At 69.5% G+C, this 17,003-nt stretch carries 14 protein-coding genes and 1 tRNA gene; 14 read left to right on the top strand and 1 reads right to left on the bottom strand.

Annotation, left to right across the window (positions count from 1 at the left end; genetic code table 11):
* The first annotated feature begins 153 nt into the window (after positions 1-153).
* The 3 genes from FYW99_RS04665 (at position 154) to FYW99_RS04655 (ending at position 2,028) form a co-directional block, all read left to right on the top strand.
* Positions 154-227 (top strand) — tRNA-Lys (locus FYW99_RS04665).
* 451 nt (positions 228-678) lie between these two features.
* The gene (locus FYW99_RS04660) at positions 679-1,164 is read left to right on the top strand and encodes a septum formation family protein (protein WP_150250541.1); all 486 of its coding nucleotides are present in this window, start codon (positions 679-681) and stop codon (positions 1,162-1,164) included.
* A 243-nt stretch (positions 1,165-1,407) separates the two neighbouring features.
* Complete coding sequence (locus FYW99_RS04655; protein ID WP_150250539.1) at positions 1,408-2,028, top strand: septum formation family protein; 621 nt, start codon at positions 1,408-1,410, stop codon at positions 2,026-2,028.
* 192 nt (positions 2,029-2,220) lie between these two features.
* On the opposite strand, the gene FYW99_RS04650 is transcribed toward FYW99_RS04655, so the two are convergent.
* Entirely contained in the window at positions 2,221-3,840 is a 1,620-nt protein-coding gene (locus FYW99_RS04650; RefSeq protein WP_150250537.1) for an alpha/beta fold hydrolase, read from the bottom strand.
* Between the two features lie 304 nt (positions 3,841-4,144).
* Here FYW99_RS04650 and FYW99_RS04645 point away from each other — a divergent pair, with 304 nt between their 5' ends.
* From FYW99_RS04645 to FYW99_RS04595, 11 genes are all read left to right on the top strand, one after another.
* The gene (locus FYW99_RS04645) at positions 4,145-5,236 is read left to right on the top strand and encodes an ABC transporter permease (protein WP_150250535.1); all 1,092 of its coding nucleotides are present in this window, start codon (positions 4,145-4,147) and stop codon (positions 5,234-5,236) included.
* Positions 5,237-5,249: 13 nt separating this feature from the next.
* Positions 5,250-6,125 carry an ABC transporter permease gene (locus tag FYW99_RS04640; RefSeq protein WP_150250533.1) on the top strand — a complete coding sequence of 292 codons (876 nt, stop codon included), beginning with the start codon at positions 5,250-5,252 and terminating at the stop codon, positions 6,123-6,125.
* Positions 6,126-6,131: 6 nt separating this feature from the next.
* On the top strand, positions 6,132-7,193 hold the full coding sequence (locus FYW99_RS04635) for an ABC transporter ATP-binding protein (RefSeq protein WP_150250532.1): 1,062 nt from the start codon (positions 6,132-6,134) through the stop codon (positions 7,191-7,193).
* On the top strand, positions 7,186-8,232 hold the full coding sequence (locus FYW99_RS04630) for an ABC transporter ATP-binding protein (protein WP_394350328.1): 1,047 nt from the start codon (positions 7,186-7,188) through the stop codon (positions 8,230-8,232). Before FYW99_RS04635 ends, FYW99_RS04630 begins: the two co-directional genes overlap by 8 nt.
* Before the next feature lie 4 nt (positions 8,233-8,236).
* Positions 8,237-8,425 carry a hypothetical protein gene (locus tag FYW99_RS04625; protein ID WP_150250530.1) on the top strand — a complete coding sequence of 63 codons (189 nt, stop codon included), beginning with the start codon at positions 8,237-8,239 and terminating at the stop codon, positions 8,423-8,425.
* 23 nt (positions 8,426-8,448) lie between these two features.
* The gene (locus tag FYW99_RS04620) at positions 8,449-10,227 is read left to right on the top strand and encodes an ABC transporter substrate-binding protein (RefSeq protein WP_394350330.1); all 1,779 of its coding nucleotides are present in this window, start codon (positions 8,449-8,451) and stop codon (positions 10,225-10,227) included.
* A gap of 1,218 nt (positions 10,228-11,445) precedes the next feature.
* A complete protein-coding gene (locus FYW99_RS04615) occupies positions 11,446-13,962 on the top strand; it encodes an ATP-binding protein (protein WP_223838723.1) in 2,517 nt (838 codons plus the stop codon).
* A 97-nt stretch (positions 13,963-14,059) separates the two neighbouring features.
* On the top strand, positions 14,060-14,485 hold the full coding sequence (locus FYW99_RS04610; protein ID WP_013151544.1) for a roadblock/LC7 domain-containing protein: 426 nt from the start codon (positions 14,060-14,062) through the stop codon (positions 14,483-14,485).
* 37 nt (positions 14,486-14,522) lie between these two features.
* On the top strand, positions 14,523-14,882 hold the full coding sequence (locus FYW99_RS04605; RefSeq protein ID WP_082768466.1) for a DUF742 domain-containing protein: 360 nt from the start codon (positions 14,523-14,525) through the stop codon (positions 14,880-14,882).
* A gap of 22 nt (positions 14,883-14,904) precedes the next feature.
* Positions 14,905-15,462 (top strand): GTP-binding protein, encoded by a 558-nt coding sequence (locus tag FYW99_RS04600; RefSeq protein WP_017565342.1) that lies wholly within the window; start codon positions 14,905-14,907, stop codon positions 15,460-15,462.
* 60 nt (positions 15,463-15,522) lie between these two features.
* Complete coding sequence (locus tag FYW99_RS04595) at positions 15,523-16,788, top strand: styrene monooxygenase/indole monooxygenase family protein (protein WP_150250524.1); 1,266 nt, start codon at positions 15,523-15,525, stop codon at positions 16,786-16,788.
* Positions 16,789-17,003 lie beyond the last annotated feature (215 nt).

The following is a 17,003-nucleotide window of genomic DNA, read 5'->3' as shown; positions in this document are numbered from 1 at the left end:
CTTCCACCCGGGGCCGTCCGGGACCACCGCGCCGCCCGGGGGAGGCCCGCGGTGGTGTGCCCCACATCGTGCGGTTCGCGGCGCGGGGCACTCCGATGGTCCGGTAGAGTTGACCGTGTCGCCGCGGCCGGGAGGCAGGGCGGTGAACAACAGGCGTCATTAGCTCAGTTGGTTAGAGCAGCTGACTCTTAATCAGCGGGTCCGGGGTTCGAGTCCCTGATGACGCACCCGAGGCGAGGGCCCCGGTCGGAAACGACCGGGGCCCTCGCTCTTTCCACAAGAACCCCTGTCCTTTCCAGGGGAAGCCCCGCCGCACTCTCGCGCTGGCCGTGCGTTTCCTCAAGTGCGGTCACTCTCCGCGTTTCGCCGGAATCTTTCCGTTCTCCTTCTGGAATCCCGCCCTGGAATTCGCGTGCGCACGTGTGTCACTTCCCGTGACCGTGCGGGCGGAGGCACGGCTCCGGAAAATGTCATGGGTCTGTGATGTGCTGCTTCGCGTTCGCGGCATCCCATAGGGGTGAAGCGAGGGAAGGGTCGTGGGTGCACAGCGTGACGAACCGCTGCCTTCCCGTCGTTTTCGCAGATGAGATTGACATAAACCCCCAGGTAGTGAATTGTTACCTTCTCGCCGCCTCTCCCAGGTCGGCGAGTCCCGTGCATAAGTTTCGGAGTATCCCCATGTCGAATTTCTCCCCCCTCCTGCGTACCGCCGGCGTCTCGGTGCTCGCCGCGGGCAGCGTGTTCGCCCTCAGCGGCTGCGGCGCCCTCATGTCCTTCATGGGTGCCGGCAACGTGATGGAGCTCAACGTCGGCGACTGCTTCGTGGAAGAGCAGATGAACACCGCTCTCGCCAGCGGCGAGGTCAGCAACATCCCGCTGGTGGACTGCGCCGAGGAGCACGACTCGGAGTTCTTCTTCGCCTACGACATGACCGAGGCCGAGTACCCCGGGGACCAGGCGACCGAGGCCCAAGCCGAGGAGGTCTGCCTTGGTGAGAGCTTCACCGACTTCGTCGGCGTCTCCTCCGCCGAGTCAGAGATCTACGTCGGCCACCTCTACCCCAGTCAGCAGACTTGGGAGCAGCTCAACGACCGCGAGATCATCTGCTACGTGAACACCCCCGGTGAGATGGTCACAGGCACCCTCGCGGGCGCCAACCGCTGAGCGTTCCCCGGCCAGCGCAGGCCCTGCCCCGCCTTCGTCTCCCCGGCCGCCTGAGCGGCCTCCCCTCCATCCCCACCCTCTTCCCGCCTACGGCAGTTCGCGTCACGCGGCGCCCAGAGCGCAACAGAACCTGATCTATCCGGACCTGGGACGAAACCTTTTTCGGGCCCCGGGCATCTGGACAGGTGTCGCCGATTCCCTCCCCCTGTCGGCATCAGTACCGAACGATCCAGTGGAGTCCCCATGCTGTCCGAAACGCGCCGTCCCCTGTTCGGCCGTGTCGTCCTGGGAACCCTGGCCGTCGGCGCCACCCTGGTGGCCACGACGGCCTGCGGTTCGCTTCCCCTGCTGCCCCCCGCCCTCCAGGGCGGCGGGGAGACCGTCGCCCCCGAGCCCCAGGAGACCACGGAGCCGACCGAGTCCGCGGAGACCACCGAGCCGGTGGAGACCGAGACCACCGAGCCCGTCGCTCCGGGAGACAGCGACGTGTTCTCCCTCAACGTCGGTGACTGCTTCATCGAGGAGGAGATGAACACCGCGCTGTTCAGCGAGGGGATCAGCGAGGTCCCGCTGGTGGACTGCTCCCAGGAGCACGACTCGGAGTTCTTCCACTCCCACCAGATGACCGACGCCGAGTACCCCGGCGAGGACGAGACGATGAGCCAGGCCGAGGAGATCTGCACCGGCGAGGAGTTCACCAGCTTCATCGGTGTCGAGTACGCCTACTCGGAGATCTACGCGGGTCACCTCTACCCGACCCAGCAGAGCTGGGACATGATCGGTGACCGCGAGATCATCTGCTACGCGACCACCTCCAACACGGGCGAGATGGTCACCGGCACCCTCGAGGGCGTCAACCGCTGAGCGAGGGGGACCGCGGAACCCCGCCCGGGTCCGGTCGCCTCCCGTCGTCCCCACCGGTAGACGTCCCGCGGTGTGCGGAGCACCCCGAGAACCCGATTCATCCGGTCCTGGGATGAAAACTCCTCCGCGGCCGCGGTGAGAACGGCCCGCACCGCCCCGCGAGGGGCGGCGCGGGCCGCCGTCGTCTCCGTGTCAGATCCCCAGACCGCTCGGGCCGGTCCGGTTGCGCAGCGCCACGAGGTCCTCGGCCTCCACCTCGACCTCCCCGTCGACCTCCGCCGGGGGCAGGCCCTGGCAGGTGAGGTCCTCGGGCCGGGCCCCGCCCACCAGGTAGGCGTCCACCGCCTCGGTCACGCAGTCCAGGCCGCCGGGGAAGTAGAAGCCGTGCCCGCCGTCACCGGCGACGGTGATCAGGGAGCTGTCCAGCCGGTCGGCCATGGCCGGGCCGCCCTCGTAGGCCGTGTTGGCGTCGAACTCACCGGCGATGACCAGTGCCTCGGGGTAGCCCTCCCGTTCCAGCTCGACCGGGGGCTCGGGCCGGTCGAGGCCGCTGAAGGTGCACGGCTGGGGGACCGCCCAGTAGGCGCCGCTGCCGTACGGGTGCTCCTCCCGGTACTCCCGGGCGTCCGCGTGGTACGTGCTGACCCTGTCCGGCCACTCGGCCTCGCACAGCACCGCCGTCTGCAGGTCCATGGTGGCCGTGCCGTACTCCTCCTCGGCGAGAGCGCTGGCCTGGGCGGCGAGGGGCTGGGGCAGGGGCTCGCTGTGCACGATGTACCCCAGGTACTCCGAGACCAGGTCCCACTGGTCCCGGAAGCGTGAGTTCATGCCCACGTCCATGTAGAACAGGTGGTTGTCGTAGAACACGCCGGGGGCGGTCTCCAGCGGCTCCTCCCGCAGCCGCTCGGCGGTCGCCTCGAAGGTCGCGTAGACCTCCTCCCGGGTCGAACCGAAGCCGAAGACGTCGTCGTACCCCGCCACCCATGCCGTGTAGCGGTCCATGTTCTCGCTGTAGGCCGGTGCCTGCATCATGAAGACGTCGCGCCAGATGCCGTCGGGGTGCACCGACGAGTCCAGCACGCTGCGGTCCAGCCGCTCGGGGAACAGGCTCCCGTAGACCGCGCCCAGGTAGGTGCCGTAGGAGTAGCCCAGGTAGTTGACCTGCTCCTCACCCAGGGCGGCCCGGATGACGTCCATGTCGCGGGCGGTGTTGGCGGTGGTCATGTGCGGGCGGACGTCGCCCTCGGCCTGCTCGCAGGTGCGCTGGTACCGGATCGCCGACCGGGTGGCCTCGGAGATCTCCCCGTCCGTCGGACTCGTGTACAGGGGCGACGGCTCTGACCCGCAGTCCAGCCTGGGCGAGGAGCCGCCGCTGCCGCGGGGGTCCATGCCGATGACGTCGTACACCTCGGTGACCCGCATGCCGCCGACGAGTCCGGTGCCCGTCTGCGGGTCCAGCGGCAGGGGCATGCTGCGCCCGTGCCCGCCCGGCCCTCCGGGGTTGGTGAGCAGGATGCCGCGCCGCTGCTCGGGGTCGGTGGCGCGGGCCCGGCTGATGGCCACGGTGGCGCGCTCGCCCCCGGGGTCGGAGTAGTCGAGCGGGACCACGACGTCGGCGCACTCCAACCCCTGGAGCACCTCCTCCGTGCAGGGTGCCCACGTCAGCTCCTGGTCGTGGAACTCGGCGAGCGCGGTGTCGTCTGCGGTGGGGGCCAGGGGATCGGCCGCGGCGGGGGAGGCCGCTGCGAGGGATGCGGCCAGGGCCGTCACGAGGACGGTCGAGGCCAGTGTGGTTGCGCGTGCTGTGCGCACGGGGGTCGCCTCCGCGTTCTCGGTCGTGTGCTTCGAAGACGTAACCGTACGAACCGCCCGAGTGATGACAACACCCACAAAAGTCATAAGTGTGAGGACGTGGCCGGATTCGGCCAACCGGCGGGGGCAGCCATATGTGGCGGTTTATCGATTTTTGTTCGTTTTGTGATGTCGATCGTGTCGCTCGCAAGACGCCGTTTGGTCACGAAGGTGGTCTGGACCACATCGGGCGGGTTACCGTGAACCCTCTATTAGGAAACCTTCCTAATAGAAACGGAGTCCCTGCGCCCCCTGAAGGAGCCCCGTGGCCACCGAAACCGCGGCCTCACCACCGCCGCCGCGCGCCGGAGGCGGAGCGTCGACCCGCACCGGCGAGCCCGCCCCCCTGCCGCTGCGGATCTGGCGCCACCACGCCCTCGTCAAGGTCCGCAAGGCCGTCGTCGTGGTGTTCGTCGTCGCCAACGTGACCTTCTTCCTCGGCCGCGCCATGCCCGGCGACCCGATCGACGTGATGGCCGGGCGCCTCACACAGGGCGGCATGTCGATGGAGGAGGCCCGGGTCATCGCCATGAACTCGCTGGCCTACGACCCCGACGCCCCCCTGTACCAGCAGTGGTGGGACTTCCTGGTCGGCCTGGTCACCCTCGACCTGGGCATGACCATCAACCGGCCGGGCCAGAGCGTCATGGAGGCCATCGGCGCCTACCTGCCCTGGACCCTGTTCAGCATCGGCGTCGGCACCGTCATCGCCGTCGTCCTCGGCCTGGCCCTGGGCATGGTGATGGCCTACTGGCGCAACCGCTTCCTGGACCACGTGCTCAGCGTCCTCGCCTCGGTCCTGGGCGCCGTCCCCAACTACCTCATCGCGATGGCCCTGGTCTTCGGCGGAGGCATGTACCTGGGGTGGTTCGACCCCATCGACCTGCGCGGCACGATCAGCCCCGGCGTCCAGGCGGGGTTCAACGCGGAGTTCCTCGGCGACGCCCTCTACCACGCGGCCCTGCCGATCGTCACCTACGTGCTCGCCATCATCGGCACCTGGATGCTCATCATGAAGGCCTCCACCACGGAGGTCCTCGGCGAGGACTACGTGACCGTCGCACGCGCCCGCGGACTGCGCGACCAGCGCATCGCCGTCTCCTACGTCGGGCGCAACGCGGTCCTGCCGCTGGTCGCCCAGATCGCCATCTCCTTCGGCACCCTCGTCGGCGGCGCGATCTTCGTCGAACAGGTCCTGGTCTACAAGGGCGTCGGCGGCCTGCTCCTGGACGCCGTCAACTACCGCGACTACCCGCTCCTCCAGGGGCTGCTCATCATCATCACCTCCTGCGTGGTGGTCGCCAACCTCGTCGCCGACCTGCTCTACAGCCGCCTCGACCCGCGTATCCGCGCGTAGGAGCCCACCGGACATGGCCGTCACCACCACCGCAGCCCCCGGGGTCTGGGGAACGATCTGGCAGGGCCTCACCCGCAGCACCAGCGGGTTCGTCGGCCTCTGCCTGGTCCTCAGCGTCCTGCTCTTCTCCTTCGTCGGTCCGCTGCTCATCGACCACCACAACCCCACGGACGTCACCGCGATCTGGGGCCCGATCACCGCCGAGCACTGGCTCGGCACCAACCACCAGGGCAAGGACACCTTCACCCAGCTCGTACTGGGCGGACGCGAACCCATCTGGGTCGGCTTCGTCGCGGCCGTGATCACCGTGGCCATCGCGGTCGTCCTCGGCGGCGTCGCCGGGTACGTGCGCGGGCGGATCGACCACTTCCTGCTCCAGCTCACCGACATCACGATGACCATCCCGTTCATCGTCCTGATGCTGGTCATCGCGTCCTTCTACCGCACCGCCTCGCCGCTGGTGGTCTCCTTCATCATCGGCCTGGTCACCTGGCCCTACCTCATGCGCTCCATCCGCGCCCAGGTGCTCACCCTCAGGGAACGCGAGTTCGTCGAGGCCGCCCGGCTCCAGGACCTGGGCACCGCGCGCATCCTCTTCGTCGAGGTGCTGCCCAACATGGCGGGCTACATCTTCATCAACTTCATCATCGCCGTCACCAACGCGATCTACGCGGTGGTCGGCATGTACCTGCTCGGCCTGCTGCCCAGCACCGCCGACAACTGGGGCCTGATGATCCAGCAGGCCTGGAACAACAACGCCTTCCTGCTGCCCCAGGCCGCACCCTTCCTCATCGCCCCGATGGTGATGATCATGCTCTTCCAGATCGGGCTGGTCACCATGACCCGGTCCCTGGAACAGGCCCTCAACCCACGACTCCGGGACAGGTGAGCCACCGTGCCCGACCACACCGCCGCCCCGCCGTCCGCCGAGGGGCCCCTGCTCTCCGTCCGCGGCGTCGACGTGGCCTACCGCACCGGCCGCAGGAAACAGGTCACCGCGGTACGCGACGTCTCCTTCGACCTGCACCCCGGCCAGTCCATGGCCCTGGTGGGGGAGTCCGGCTGCGGCAAGACCACCCTCGGCCTGGGGCTGCTCCGGCTGCTCCCGCGCACCGGCCTCCTCTCCGCGGGTGAGGTCCTCTTCCGCCGCAAGGACGGCCGCCGCGTCGACGTGCGCGCCCTCGCCCGCGAGGACCTGCGCCGTTTCCGCTGGAACGAGGCGGCCATGGTCTTCCAGGGCGCCATGAACGCCTTCAACCCCGTGCTGCGGGTGCGCGACCACTTCCTCGACACCTTCCGTGCCCACGACCGGGGCCGCCGCCCGCGCGCCGAGGTCCTCGAACGCTCCGCCGAGCTGCTGCGGACGGTCCGGCTCGACCCCGCCCGCGTGCTGGACAGCTTCCCCCACGAACTCTCCGGCGGCATGCGCCAGCGCACCCTCATCGCGCTCGCCCTGGCCCTGGAACCGCAGCTGCTCATCCTGGACGAGCCCACCACCGCCCTGGACATCCTCACCCAGCGCTCCATCGTCGAACGCCTCGCGGAGCTGCGCGAGGAACTGCGCTTCGCGATGGTCTTCATCACCCACGACCTGGGTCTGGCCGCCGAACTCGCCGACCGCGTCGGCACCATGTACGCGGGGCGGATGATCGAGACCGGCACCACCCGCGACATCTTCCACCGGGCCCGGCACCCCTACACCTCGGCGCTGATCAACTCGGTGCCCCCGGTCACCGGCGACCTCCGGGTCCCCGAGTCGCTGCCCGGAGGCCCGCCCAGCCTCTCCGCGCTGCCCCCCGGATGCTCCTTCGCGCCGCGCTGCAAGCACGCCGTCGAGCGGTGCGCGTCCACCCGCCCCGAGCTCGACGTGCTCACGCACCGCCCCGACGGGCTGAGCCACGCCGCCGCCTGCCTGCGTTCGAACGAACTCTCCACCGAGGGGGCCACCCGTGATTGACCGGACCGTCCCAGCAGACCCGCGGCCCGAGCCCGGTGCCGTGCCCGACCGCGGCACCGGGGACGCCGCACCGGTGCTCAGCCTGCGCGGCGTGCACCAGGTCTTCCCGACCCCGCGCGGCGACGTGCCCGCCGTCGCGGGGGTCGACCTGGACGTGCGCCCCGGGCGGGTGCTGTGCCTGGTGGGGGAGTCCGGCTGCGGCAAGACCACCAGCGCCCGCATGGCCGCGGGACTGGCCGACCCCGTCCGGGGCTCCGTGCTCTTCCGGGGCAGGGACGTCGCCGGAATGGACCGGCGCGAACGGGCCCGTTTCCGCCGCTCGGTCCAGTTCATCCACCAGGACCCCTACGCCTCACTCAACCCCGTGCGCACCGTCTACTCGACCGTCTCGGCCGGGCTGCGCCGCCACGGGCTGGTCAAGGACAGGCACGAGGCCCGCCGGGCCACCGTCGAACTCCTGGAACGGGTCGACCTCACCCCGGCCGGGGAGCACCTCGACAAGTACCCGCACCAGCTGTCCGGCGGCCAGCGCCAGCGGGTGGCGGTCGCCCGCGCCCTGGCGATGGACCCCGAGGTGATCATCGCCGACGAGTCCACCTCGATGCTGGACGTGTCCATCCGGGTCAGCCTGCTCAACACCCTCGGCGGGCTGCGCGACGACCTCGGCGTGGGCTTCCTGTTCATCACGCACGACCTGGCCGTGGCCAAGTACTTCGCCTGGGAGGGCGAGATCGCCGTCATGTACCTGGGCAGGGTCGTCGAGCACGGTCCCACCCCGCGCGTGGTCAACGACCCCCAGCACCCCTACACGAAGGCGCTCATCGACGCCGTCTGCGAGCCGGACCCCGACCTGGCGCGCGACCGGGAACGGATCAGGCTGCGCAGCTCCGACATCCCCGACCTGACCGACCTGCCGCCCGGGTGCGACTTCCACCCGCGCTGCCCCCTCTACGAGGAGGGCGACTGCGACACCGTCCGGCCGCCGCTGGCCCCCGCGCACGACCGGCTGCTCGCCTGCCACGTCGTCAACAGGGGGTGAGGCCGTGCTCCCCGTCGTCGGCCGCTTCGGACTCCTCGTCGGAGCCTTCCTCGCCCTGACCAGCGCACTCATGGTCGTTCTCACACCCCCCGGCACAGCCGAGTCCGTCATCAGCGCCCTCACCGTCGTGATCGGCCTGGTCGTGCTCTCCCTCGGTCTGCTCGCCGTCCTACTGGAAAGGAAGCGTCGTTGAACCCTCCCACCCCCCACCCCCTGATGCGGGACCTGAGCCGCAGACGCCTGCTCCGGACGATCGGCTTCGGCGCGGCGGGCGTCGCCGGCGCCGGCGTGCTCTCCTCCTGTGCGGGCGGCGACAACGCCTCGGGCGGCGCCGCGCAGTTCACGGGCGTCTTCGACTTCGACCTGGCCGCCCAGACGCGCAACGTCGCCGTGGAGGACGGCGCACTGCTGATGAACTCCGTGTACGCCGACCTCTTCCTGCCCGCGGGCGCGTTCTACAACTGGGAGACCCACGAGTGGGACTACCTGCTCCTGGAGAACAGCGCCTGGGAGGGCGACGACCTCGTCGTGACCCTGCGCCCGGGCCTGAAGTGGAGCGACGGCACCGACCTGACCGCCGAGGACCTGCACCAGAACTACGCCATCCGGGTCCTGGAGGCGCCCGCCTGGTCGGTGGGCTTCCCGCAGATCACCGAGCTGGAGCAGCTGGACGACCTCAGTGTCCGCGCGCGCTTCGACAACCCCTTCCCGGGGATCGAGCTCCAGGTCGTCAAGCACCGGATCTTCTCCAAGTCGACCTACGGCGACTTCGGGGAGCGCGCGATCGCGATGGTGGCAGACGGCGTCCGCCAGGGCGATGACGAGCACACCGAGTTCAACGCCGAGTTCATCGAGTTCAACCCCGAGGAGATCATCACCAGCGGCCCCTACACCTTCGACCGGGCCCAGATGTCGGACGCGCGGATCACCCTGGTGCGCGAGAGCACCGGGTACCAGGGCGAGGAGGTCGCCTTCGAGGAGGTGGTCGTCCACAAGGGCGACAACCGCCAGGCCTCCCTGCTCATCCAGCAGGGCGAGGTCGACTACTCGACCCTGGCCACCTCCGCCGCCGACCAGCAGGCCTTCCGCGGTGTCGAGGGGTTCCGGTGGATCGAGCACCCCGGCTACGACGGCTGCGGGTTGATGTTCAACTACGCGGCCAAGCCCGAACTCAGGGACGTGCGGGTGCGCAAGGCGCTCAAGCACCTGCTCGACAGCGACCAGATCGGCCAGGTCGCGCGGGGCGAGGCCTACGACCGGGTGCGGTACTACTCCGGGCTGGTCGACCTCCAGACCGAGCAGATCTTCACCGCCGAGGAGCTGGCGGAGTTCGCCGTCTACGACCAGGACCTGGACCGGGCCACCGAGCTGCTGGAGGAGGCGGGCTGGACCAAGGAGGACGGGGTCTGGCACACCGCGGACGGTGAGGAGGCCAGCTACGAGATCATCGGCGTCGCGGGCTGGGGGGACTTCGAGCTGACCGCCACCCAGGTGGAGGAGGCCTGGAACGCCTTCGGGATCAAGACGAGCGCGCGCAACGTGCCCGCGGACAACCCCTGGGGCATCTGGGCCGCCGGTGACTTCGAGGTGGCCGTGCGCCACTGGGGCAACCCGGAGATCCCGCAGTACTGGGGCGCCTTCCAGATGAACTTCCTGGTGGAGAACGCCCGTACCGGCGAGAACCCCGGACAGGACTTCGACCTGAAGGTGGACAGCCCCAGCCGGGGCGAGGTGGACCTGGAGGCGCTGGTCGAGGTCGCCAAGACCGCGCAGACCGAGGAGGAGCAGACCGAGGCCCTCAAGACGATGGCGATCGTCTTCAACGAGCTGCTGCCGCGCATCCCGATCTGGACCTACAAGTACCTGGCCCCGGCCCTGGAGGGTGTGCGGGTGGAGTCCTTCCCCGAGGACCATCCCGCCGCCCAGAACCAGATCTACCGGGACAACCACATCATCCTGTCGCTGGTGCAGGGCGGCCTGGAGGCGGCCGGGTAGGGGGCGGGACGGGCCAGGGGGACCGGGCCGCGTTCGGGGACGGGGCCGCACGGCCCCGTCCCCGCTGTGCGCACTCTCTCTTTTTTGTCGGAATGCTGGCCCTTGATGTGCATTCGTGGTGGGGGAAGGTAGTCTCCTGTACGTCGGGAGGACGGTGTCCGAACACCGCCCGTTTCCGGCGCCAACGCCTTCGGAAGGGCCGCCCCGGCATCCTCCCCGAAGGCGCGGAGAACCTTTCGGCGCTCTGCGTCCCCCGGTCGTGTTCCGTGCCCTCGTCGGTGCGGACGGCCCGCGAAGCGTCGCACTCCTCGTTCGGAGCCGTTTTCGGAGCAATTCCGGGAACGGCGCGGAACGGGGAAGGGGAATCGACAGGAGAGCCATGACCCCAGCTCCCCGCGGACCCGAACCCCCGGGCCGCCCGTGTGCCACGTCCCCGCGCCCCGCACCGGCGCGGTGTCCCGAGACCGTCGGCGGACGCGGATCCCGTGTGACGGGGGTCCCCGCCTGCGCGGCGGGCGGTGTGGCCCCGCCCGGCGACCGGTCACAGGGCCGCGCGTCCGTGCTGTTCAAAGCGGGTGCGCTTCGTTTCGGGCCGCGGGTCCGCCGGTGCGGCGGTCCGGTTGCTGACACCTGTCCGGAAACAGACATGGGTCCATAAATCTCACAAAAACATCTGGGGTCACAGCACCTCCAGGACAGTGTTTGTGCACGTCAGAGACGTTGTACCGCGTGCTTTTGTGATCCTTCCACGATTCGTCTGCCAAGGCTGTCGACCTTTGTTAGTCTGGCGAACCGAACGACGGTTCTCGGTGGAAGTACAGGAATTGTGCGGGGCATGGATACTTGTCTCCGGATGGGGTGTCGCACCCGTCTGGTCCCCGTTCAGGCGGGGGTGCCCCGGCCGAGGCCTTCTTCCGGCGCACGGGGCACCCGGCTGCCACGGGGACCCCGCGCGGGATCCCCGGGCGGCCACCTCCCCGGGCAGGGCGGTGGAGCGGCGCCGCCGCTGACCCGCCCCCACCGACGCGAGGAGACGAGATTGTGGCAGAGGCGCCGTCGCCGCGAGACAGCCCCGCTCCGCACCCGCGCGGGGGCGGGCCGATGACGTCAGCGGAGGACGGGCAAGGAGCCAGGCGGGAGGGACGGTTCCGACGGGCCATCTCCCGTATGGTCAGAGCCCAGGAACCCCCCTCACCGGAGACCCAGCAAGGAAATCCCGTGCATCATCCCGTGCATCCGCACTCGCAGAACTCCGGCCGCACGTCCGGCCGGGAAGGCGTCCAGCCCACGGCCGGATCCGCTCCCGAGTCGGGCGCGACGGAGCGCGGCGACGCCGCGCCCCCCGCGACCGGCCCCTTCTCCGGCTCCGCCGAGAACGGGTACCGGCCCTCCTCCAGGACCAGCGTCCCGAACCCCTACACCACACGGCGGGTGAACGTCGACGACGTGGACACCGGGGCCACCCCGGTCAACCAGTGGCGCGGCGTGGGCCTGGACGAGCCCGAGCCGCGTACCCCACCCATCACCGCCACCACGGACACCATGACTGACACCTCCTCATCGACAGAGCGCGCGGAGCGGCCCCAGCCCCCCGCGGCGCAGACGCAGGCGGCCCCCGCGGACACCACGCCGCAGCCGGCCCCGCGGCCCGAGCAGGCGGGGCAGCAGTGGGCCGAGGCGCCGCACGGTCAGACGCGGCACCCCGAGGAGCAGGGCAGCTCCTCCCGACCCGAGCAGCCGGACTCCCGGAGACAGGAACCGCCGCGGGCCGCCGACAGCCACCGCCAGCCGGAACAGCCGCAGGCCGCCGGGCCCCAGCCCCCCGACAACCACCGCCAGAGCGAGCAGCCGCAGGCCGCCGCGCCTCCGGCCGCCGAGGGCTACCAGCAGCCTCCCCAGGGGTGGGCCGGCCCCGCGCCCCAGCCCTACCAGGTACCGGGGGAGCGGACCGCGCCCCCGCAGGTACAGGGCCAGCACGGGTACGCCCAGCAGCCGGGCCCCGGCCCGGTCGGCCACGACCCCTACGCGGCCCCCGCCCCCTACCAGGCGGCCCCCGGCCCGCAGTACGGCACGCCCTACCACCCCGCCGCCCAGGAGCCCCACCACCCCTACCCGCCCCACCCGCAGGCCGCCCCGGCGCACTACCCCGCCGCGCCCCCGCAGCACGGCGGCTACGCGCCCCAGCCGCAGGGCCAGCACCCCTACCCCCCGCAGCCCGCGCACTACCCGGCGCAGTACCCGCCCCAGCCGCTGGTCACCTACCAGAGCGCCTACCCGGCGCCCTTCCAGCCCCCCGGCTACGTCATGCACGGTCAGCCGATGTTCTATCCGGGGCAGTACAACCCCTACGGCCAGCCGGTCCAGCACATCATCGTGCTCGCCGCCGGGCAGCAGCCGCAGGTGATCAGCGCCGAGTCGGCCAGCACGCTCTTCGCCGAGCACGCCGAGACCCGGACCGAGCCCGCCGAGCGCGAGGACCGGGCCCTGACCCGCGCGGGGTCCGACACGGAGGAGGGCAAGGAGCAGCCGGAACGGGAGCCGAAGCGGGAACAGGAGCGGGAAACCCCGGCCGAGCCCGCCGAGGCCGCGGCCCCCGAGGCACCCGCCGAGACGCTCGCCGAGCGCAGGGCCGCCCTCATGGACGCGATCGCCCCCGTCGACCCGGCCTCCTCCGCGCCGTCCGACGGCCGCGGCAGCCTTCTCAACGAGGCCCTGGCGGGTCTGGCCATGCGCGACCTGTCGCTCGTGGACGCCCTGTTGGAGATGGTCGAGGAACTGGAGACCGACGCCCAGGACCCCGACCTGCTCGACAAGCTCTTCCAGATCGACAACTTCGCGACCCGTATGCGGCGCAACGGGGAAAACTTCTTGGTGCTCACCGGACATGACGGCGGCGAGTCCGACGCCCACGACGAGATCGTCCCCCTGCTCGACGTGGCCCGCGCCGCCACCTCCGAGATCAAGGACTACCCCCGCGTCCGGATGGGCAAGATCCCGCAGACCTCCATCACCGGTATGGCGGCCGACGACATCAGCCACCTGCTCGCCGAACTGCTGGACAACGCCACCGCCAACTCGCCCGAGCACTCCCAGGTCGTCATCAGCGCCCAGGAACTGGCCGACGGGCGCCTCATGATCGTCGTCGAGGACGAGGGCGTGGGCATCCCCGAGGGCCAGCTCTCCGAACTCAACGGCCGCCTCGCGGGCGAACCCGTCCTGGACTCCGACGTGCCCCGCCACATGGGTCTGTACGTCGCCAGCCGGATCGCCAAGAAGCACGGGCTGGAAGCCAGGCTCGAACCCCGCTCCTTCCGCGGGGTGAGCGCCTACGCGATCATCCCCAAGGAGCTGCTGCGCGTGGCCACGCCACGGACCCCCGGCCAGGCCCGCACGTCGACCGTCCCGTCGAGCGCTCCGCCCGCCAAGCCCGTCACGCCCGCCCCGGCCTCCACCCGGCCCCCCGCCAACGGCGCGGGCAAGCCCCCCGCGGCGAGCGGTCCGGCGGTGACCTCCGCCGGACTCCCCCGGCGCAGCGCCACCCCACACGGGTCGCCCCTGCGGATGATGTCCCGCCCCGGACAGAAACCGGACACCCCGCAGACCCGGGAGGACACCCCGCCCAGGCTGACCGGCGAGGCCAGGGCGGAGCAGATCCGCGACGAGCTCGGGGACTTCTTCGACGGCGAGCGGGAGGCCCGCGAGGGCGGCGGCGAGCCCGGGGAAGACCAGAAGTGACGGCTCCCGACCCCGTCCAGGGCGCCCCTCCCGGTGTGCCCACGCAGACACCCAAGCAGCGAACACGACCCTCGGCCCAGGCAGGTAAGGCACAGCGATGACTGAATCCGTGAACGACAGTGTTGAGAACTTCTCCTGGCTCATCGACCGGTTCGTCCGCGACGTGCGCGGTGTCGAGCACGCCGTCGTGGTCTCCTCGGACGGCTTGGTCCTGACGCACTCCAGCGACTTCCCCGAGGAGCACGCCGAGCAGCTCGCAGCCATCGCCAGCGGCCTGCACAGCCTCGCCGTCGGCGGGGCCAACCTCTTCCAGAGGGGCGAGTGCGAACAGCTGCTGGTCCGCTTCAACCACGGCCACCTGTTCATCATGGCGATCAGCGACGGCTCCTGCATGGCGGTGCTCACCGCCCCGGGCACCGAACTCAAGATCGTCGGCTTCCAGATGACCAAGCTCGTGGAGAACGTCGCCCACGTGCTCACGCCGCAGCTGCGCTCGCAGCTGCGCGAGGTCATCCAGAACTGACGACGGTGCCCGTTCGGGAGGAGAGGTTGCCTCGGCTATGAGCTTCCGCAGGCGAAGGAGTAACCGTGTCCGTCCGTTCACCTTCACGGGTGGGCGGACACGGTCGCGGCATCCGCTGATGGTGCAGACCCTGGTCTCGACGTCCGAGCCCGGGCAGGAGCCTCCTGGCACCCTCATGCCGGAGTCGATCAATATCTACAAGCTGTGCCGGGAGACCCGGTCGCTGGCCGAGGTGTCGGCCGAGTTGAACATCCCCCTGGGCGTCACCCAGGTTCTGGTCAGTGATCTGGCCGAACAGGACCTGGTGTACATCCACCCGACCATCACCGGCAGCAGTCCATCGGAAAACCAGGTTCTGGAGAGGGCTCTTCGTGGTCTCGAACGACTTTTCCAGTGACAAGAGGTCGAATCGCAAGAAGATGTCGAGCAAGATCGTCATCGCCGGGGGCTTCGGCGCCGGCAAGACGACCTTGGTGCGCTCGGTGTCGGAGATTCCCCCTGTCACGACCGAGGCGATCATGACCGAGGCCAGCATCGGTCACGACGACACCTCGATCACACCCGACAAGACGACCACCACCGTCGCGATGGACTTCGGTCGCATCACCATCGACGACGAACTGGTCATGTACATGTTCGGCACACCGGGCCAGGCGCGTTTCTGGTTCATGTGGGACGATCTGGTCCGGGGCGCCGTGGGCGCCGTCGTGGTGGTCGACTGCCGGAGGCTCGCGGACTCCTTCGACGCGGTCGACTACTTCGAGACGAACAAACGCATCCCCTACATCGTGGCGCTGAACAAGTTCGAGGGCCACCTCGACTACACCTCCGAACAGGTCCGCGAGGCACTGGAGGTCAGTCCTGAGGTACCGATCATCGACTTCGACGCCCGGAACCGGCTGTCCGGGGGTGAGGTGCTCAAGACGCTGCTCAGGTACGCGTTGGAGCACAACCGCGCCAGCGAGCCCGTCGCCTGACGGACGGGGAGACCCAGCCCTCCCCACCGCCCCGCAGATTCCCCAGGAAAGTTAGCGACAATGCGCAAGATCCTTATCGTCGGCGCGGGTCATGCCGGCCTGCACCTGGCCCATGGGCTACTGACCCATGGATACGACGTCACGGTGATCACGGGGCAGTCCTCGATGGAGATCCGTACGGGCAGGTCCTCGATCTCCCAACTCACCTTTCCTACGGCTCTCGAACGCGAGCGGGAGCACGACCTGGACTTGTGGAGCGCGCTCTCACCGCAGATCAGGGACTACCGGGTGCACCTGTATCCGGGCAAGGGCCAGCCCCCCAAGTCCTTCAAGGGCAGGACCGGCACGAACAACGACTACATCGTGTCGGTCGACAGGCGCGTGAAGATGGCCGACTGGCTGGAGTACTTCGAGGACCGCGGCGGCAAGGTCGTGATCCACGGCGTCACGGTCACGGACCTCGACTACTTCTCGCGGATGTTCGACCTGATCATCGTGGCCGTCGGCCACGGTGAGCTCGGTCAGCTCTTCGACTACGACGAGAGCAGGTTCAGCGGGGCCAGGCCCAGGTCGATCGCACAGGCGCACATCTACGACGTCTGGCCGGACGAGCACGGCGAGGAGAACACCGGCTGGGCGGCCTCGGCCGCCGACGCGGGCAACATCATCTTCCTGCCGATCCTCACGCAGGAGGGACCGTGCCACAACCTCCTGCTGGTGGACAAGCGCGGCGGGCCCATGGACGCGTGGCCGGACCGCCCGGGGCCCGATGAGCAGCTGCGCAGGATGAAGGACCTCCTCCGCCAGTACGCTCCGGACTACTTCGAGCGCGTCAAGGACGCCACCCTCTCGAACGGCATCAACAGTACGCTCGTGGAGGAGCTCACGCCCCAGGTCCGCAACCCCGTCGGGGTCCTGCCCTCCGGTGGGCGGGTCCTCGGCATGGCGGACGTGGTCGTCACGATGGACCCGTACGTGGGCCAGAGCTGGAACAACTCCACCCGTTGCGCGGAGGCGTACCTGGAGAGCATCATCGAGCACGGTGACCGCGAGTTCGACGAGCGGTTCCTGGTGGGAGCGTTCGACCGCTTCTGGGAGTTCGGGCTGCACAACCAGCTCTGGTCAGAGATGAATTCCACACTGTGGGACGCGGGCGACCTGCCGCCGCACTTCTACGAACTCCTCGACGCCGCCGCCAGATATCCGGAGGTGGGCGACCGGTGGATCCAGGGATGGGACTATCCGCCGGACTTCGCCTCCTGGCTCCTCGACCCGGAACAGTCCAGCCGGTATCTCGCCGAGGTGCGTGCGCGGCACGGAGACTGACCGCGTTTGCGCCGTCCGGATTCCGGATGCCCGATGTCCCTGGGATGTCGGGCATCTTTGCTGTTTGGGGTCGTTTCACTTCAGGTTATGTCACTGACCGAATAGCGAAGTGCAATGTCCGAAAAGCGTTCCTGCGTTGTCACGCAACCTGAGCGGCAGTTACGATCCTTCGTGTTGGTGCCTGTAAGTGTCTTATGGTGACTTTTGAGTTTTAT

Source organism: Nocardiopsis deserti (assembly GCF_008638355.1).
Taxonomy (GTDB): domain Bacteria; phylum Actinomycetota; class Actinomycetes; order Streptosporangiales; family Streptosporangiaceae; genus Nocardiopsis; species Nocardiopsis alborubida.
The sequence above is the reverse complement of the archived record's forward strand: the minus strand, read 5'-3'. Positions and strand labels throughout refer to the sequence as shown.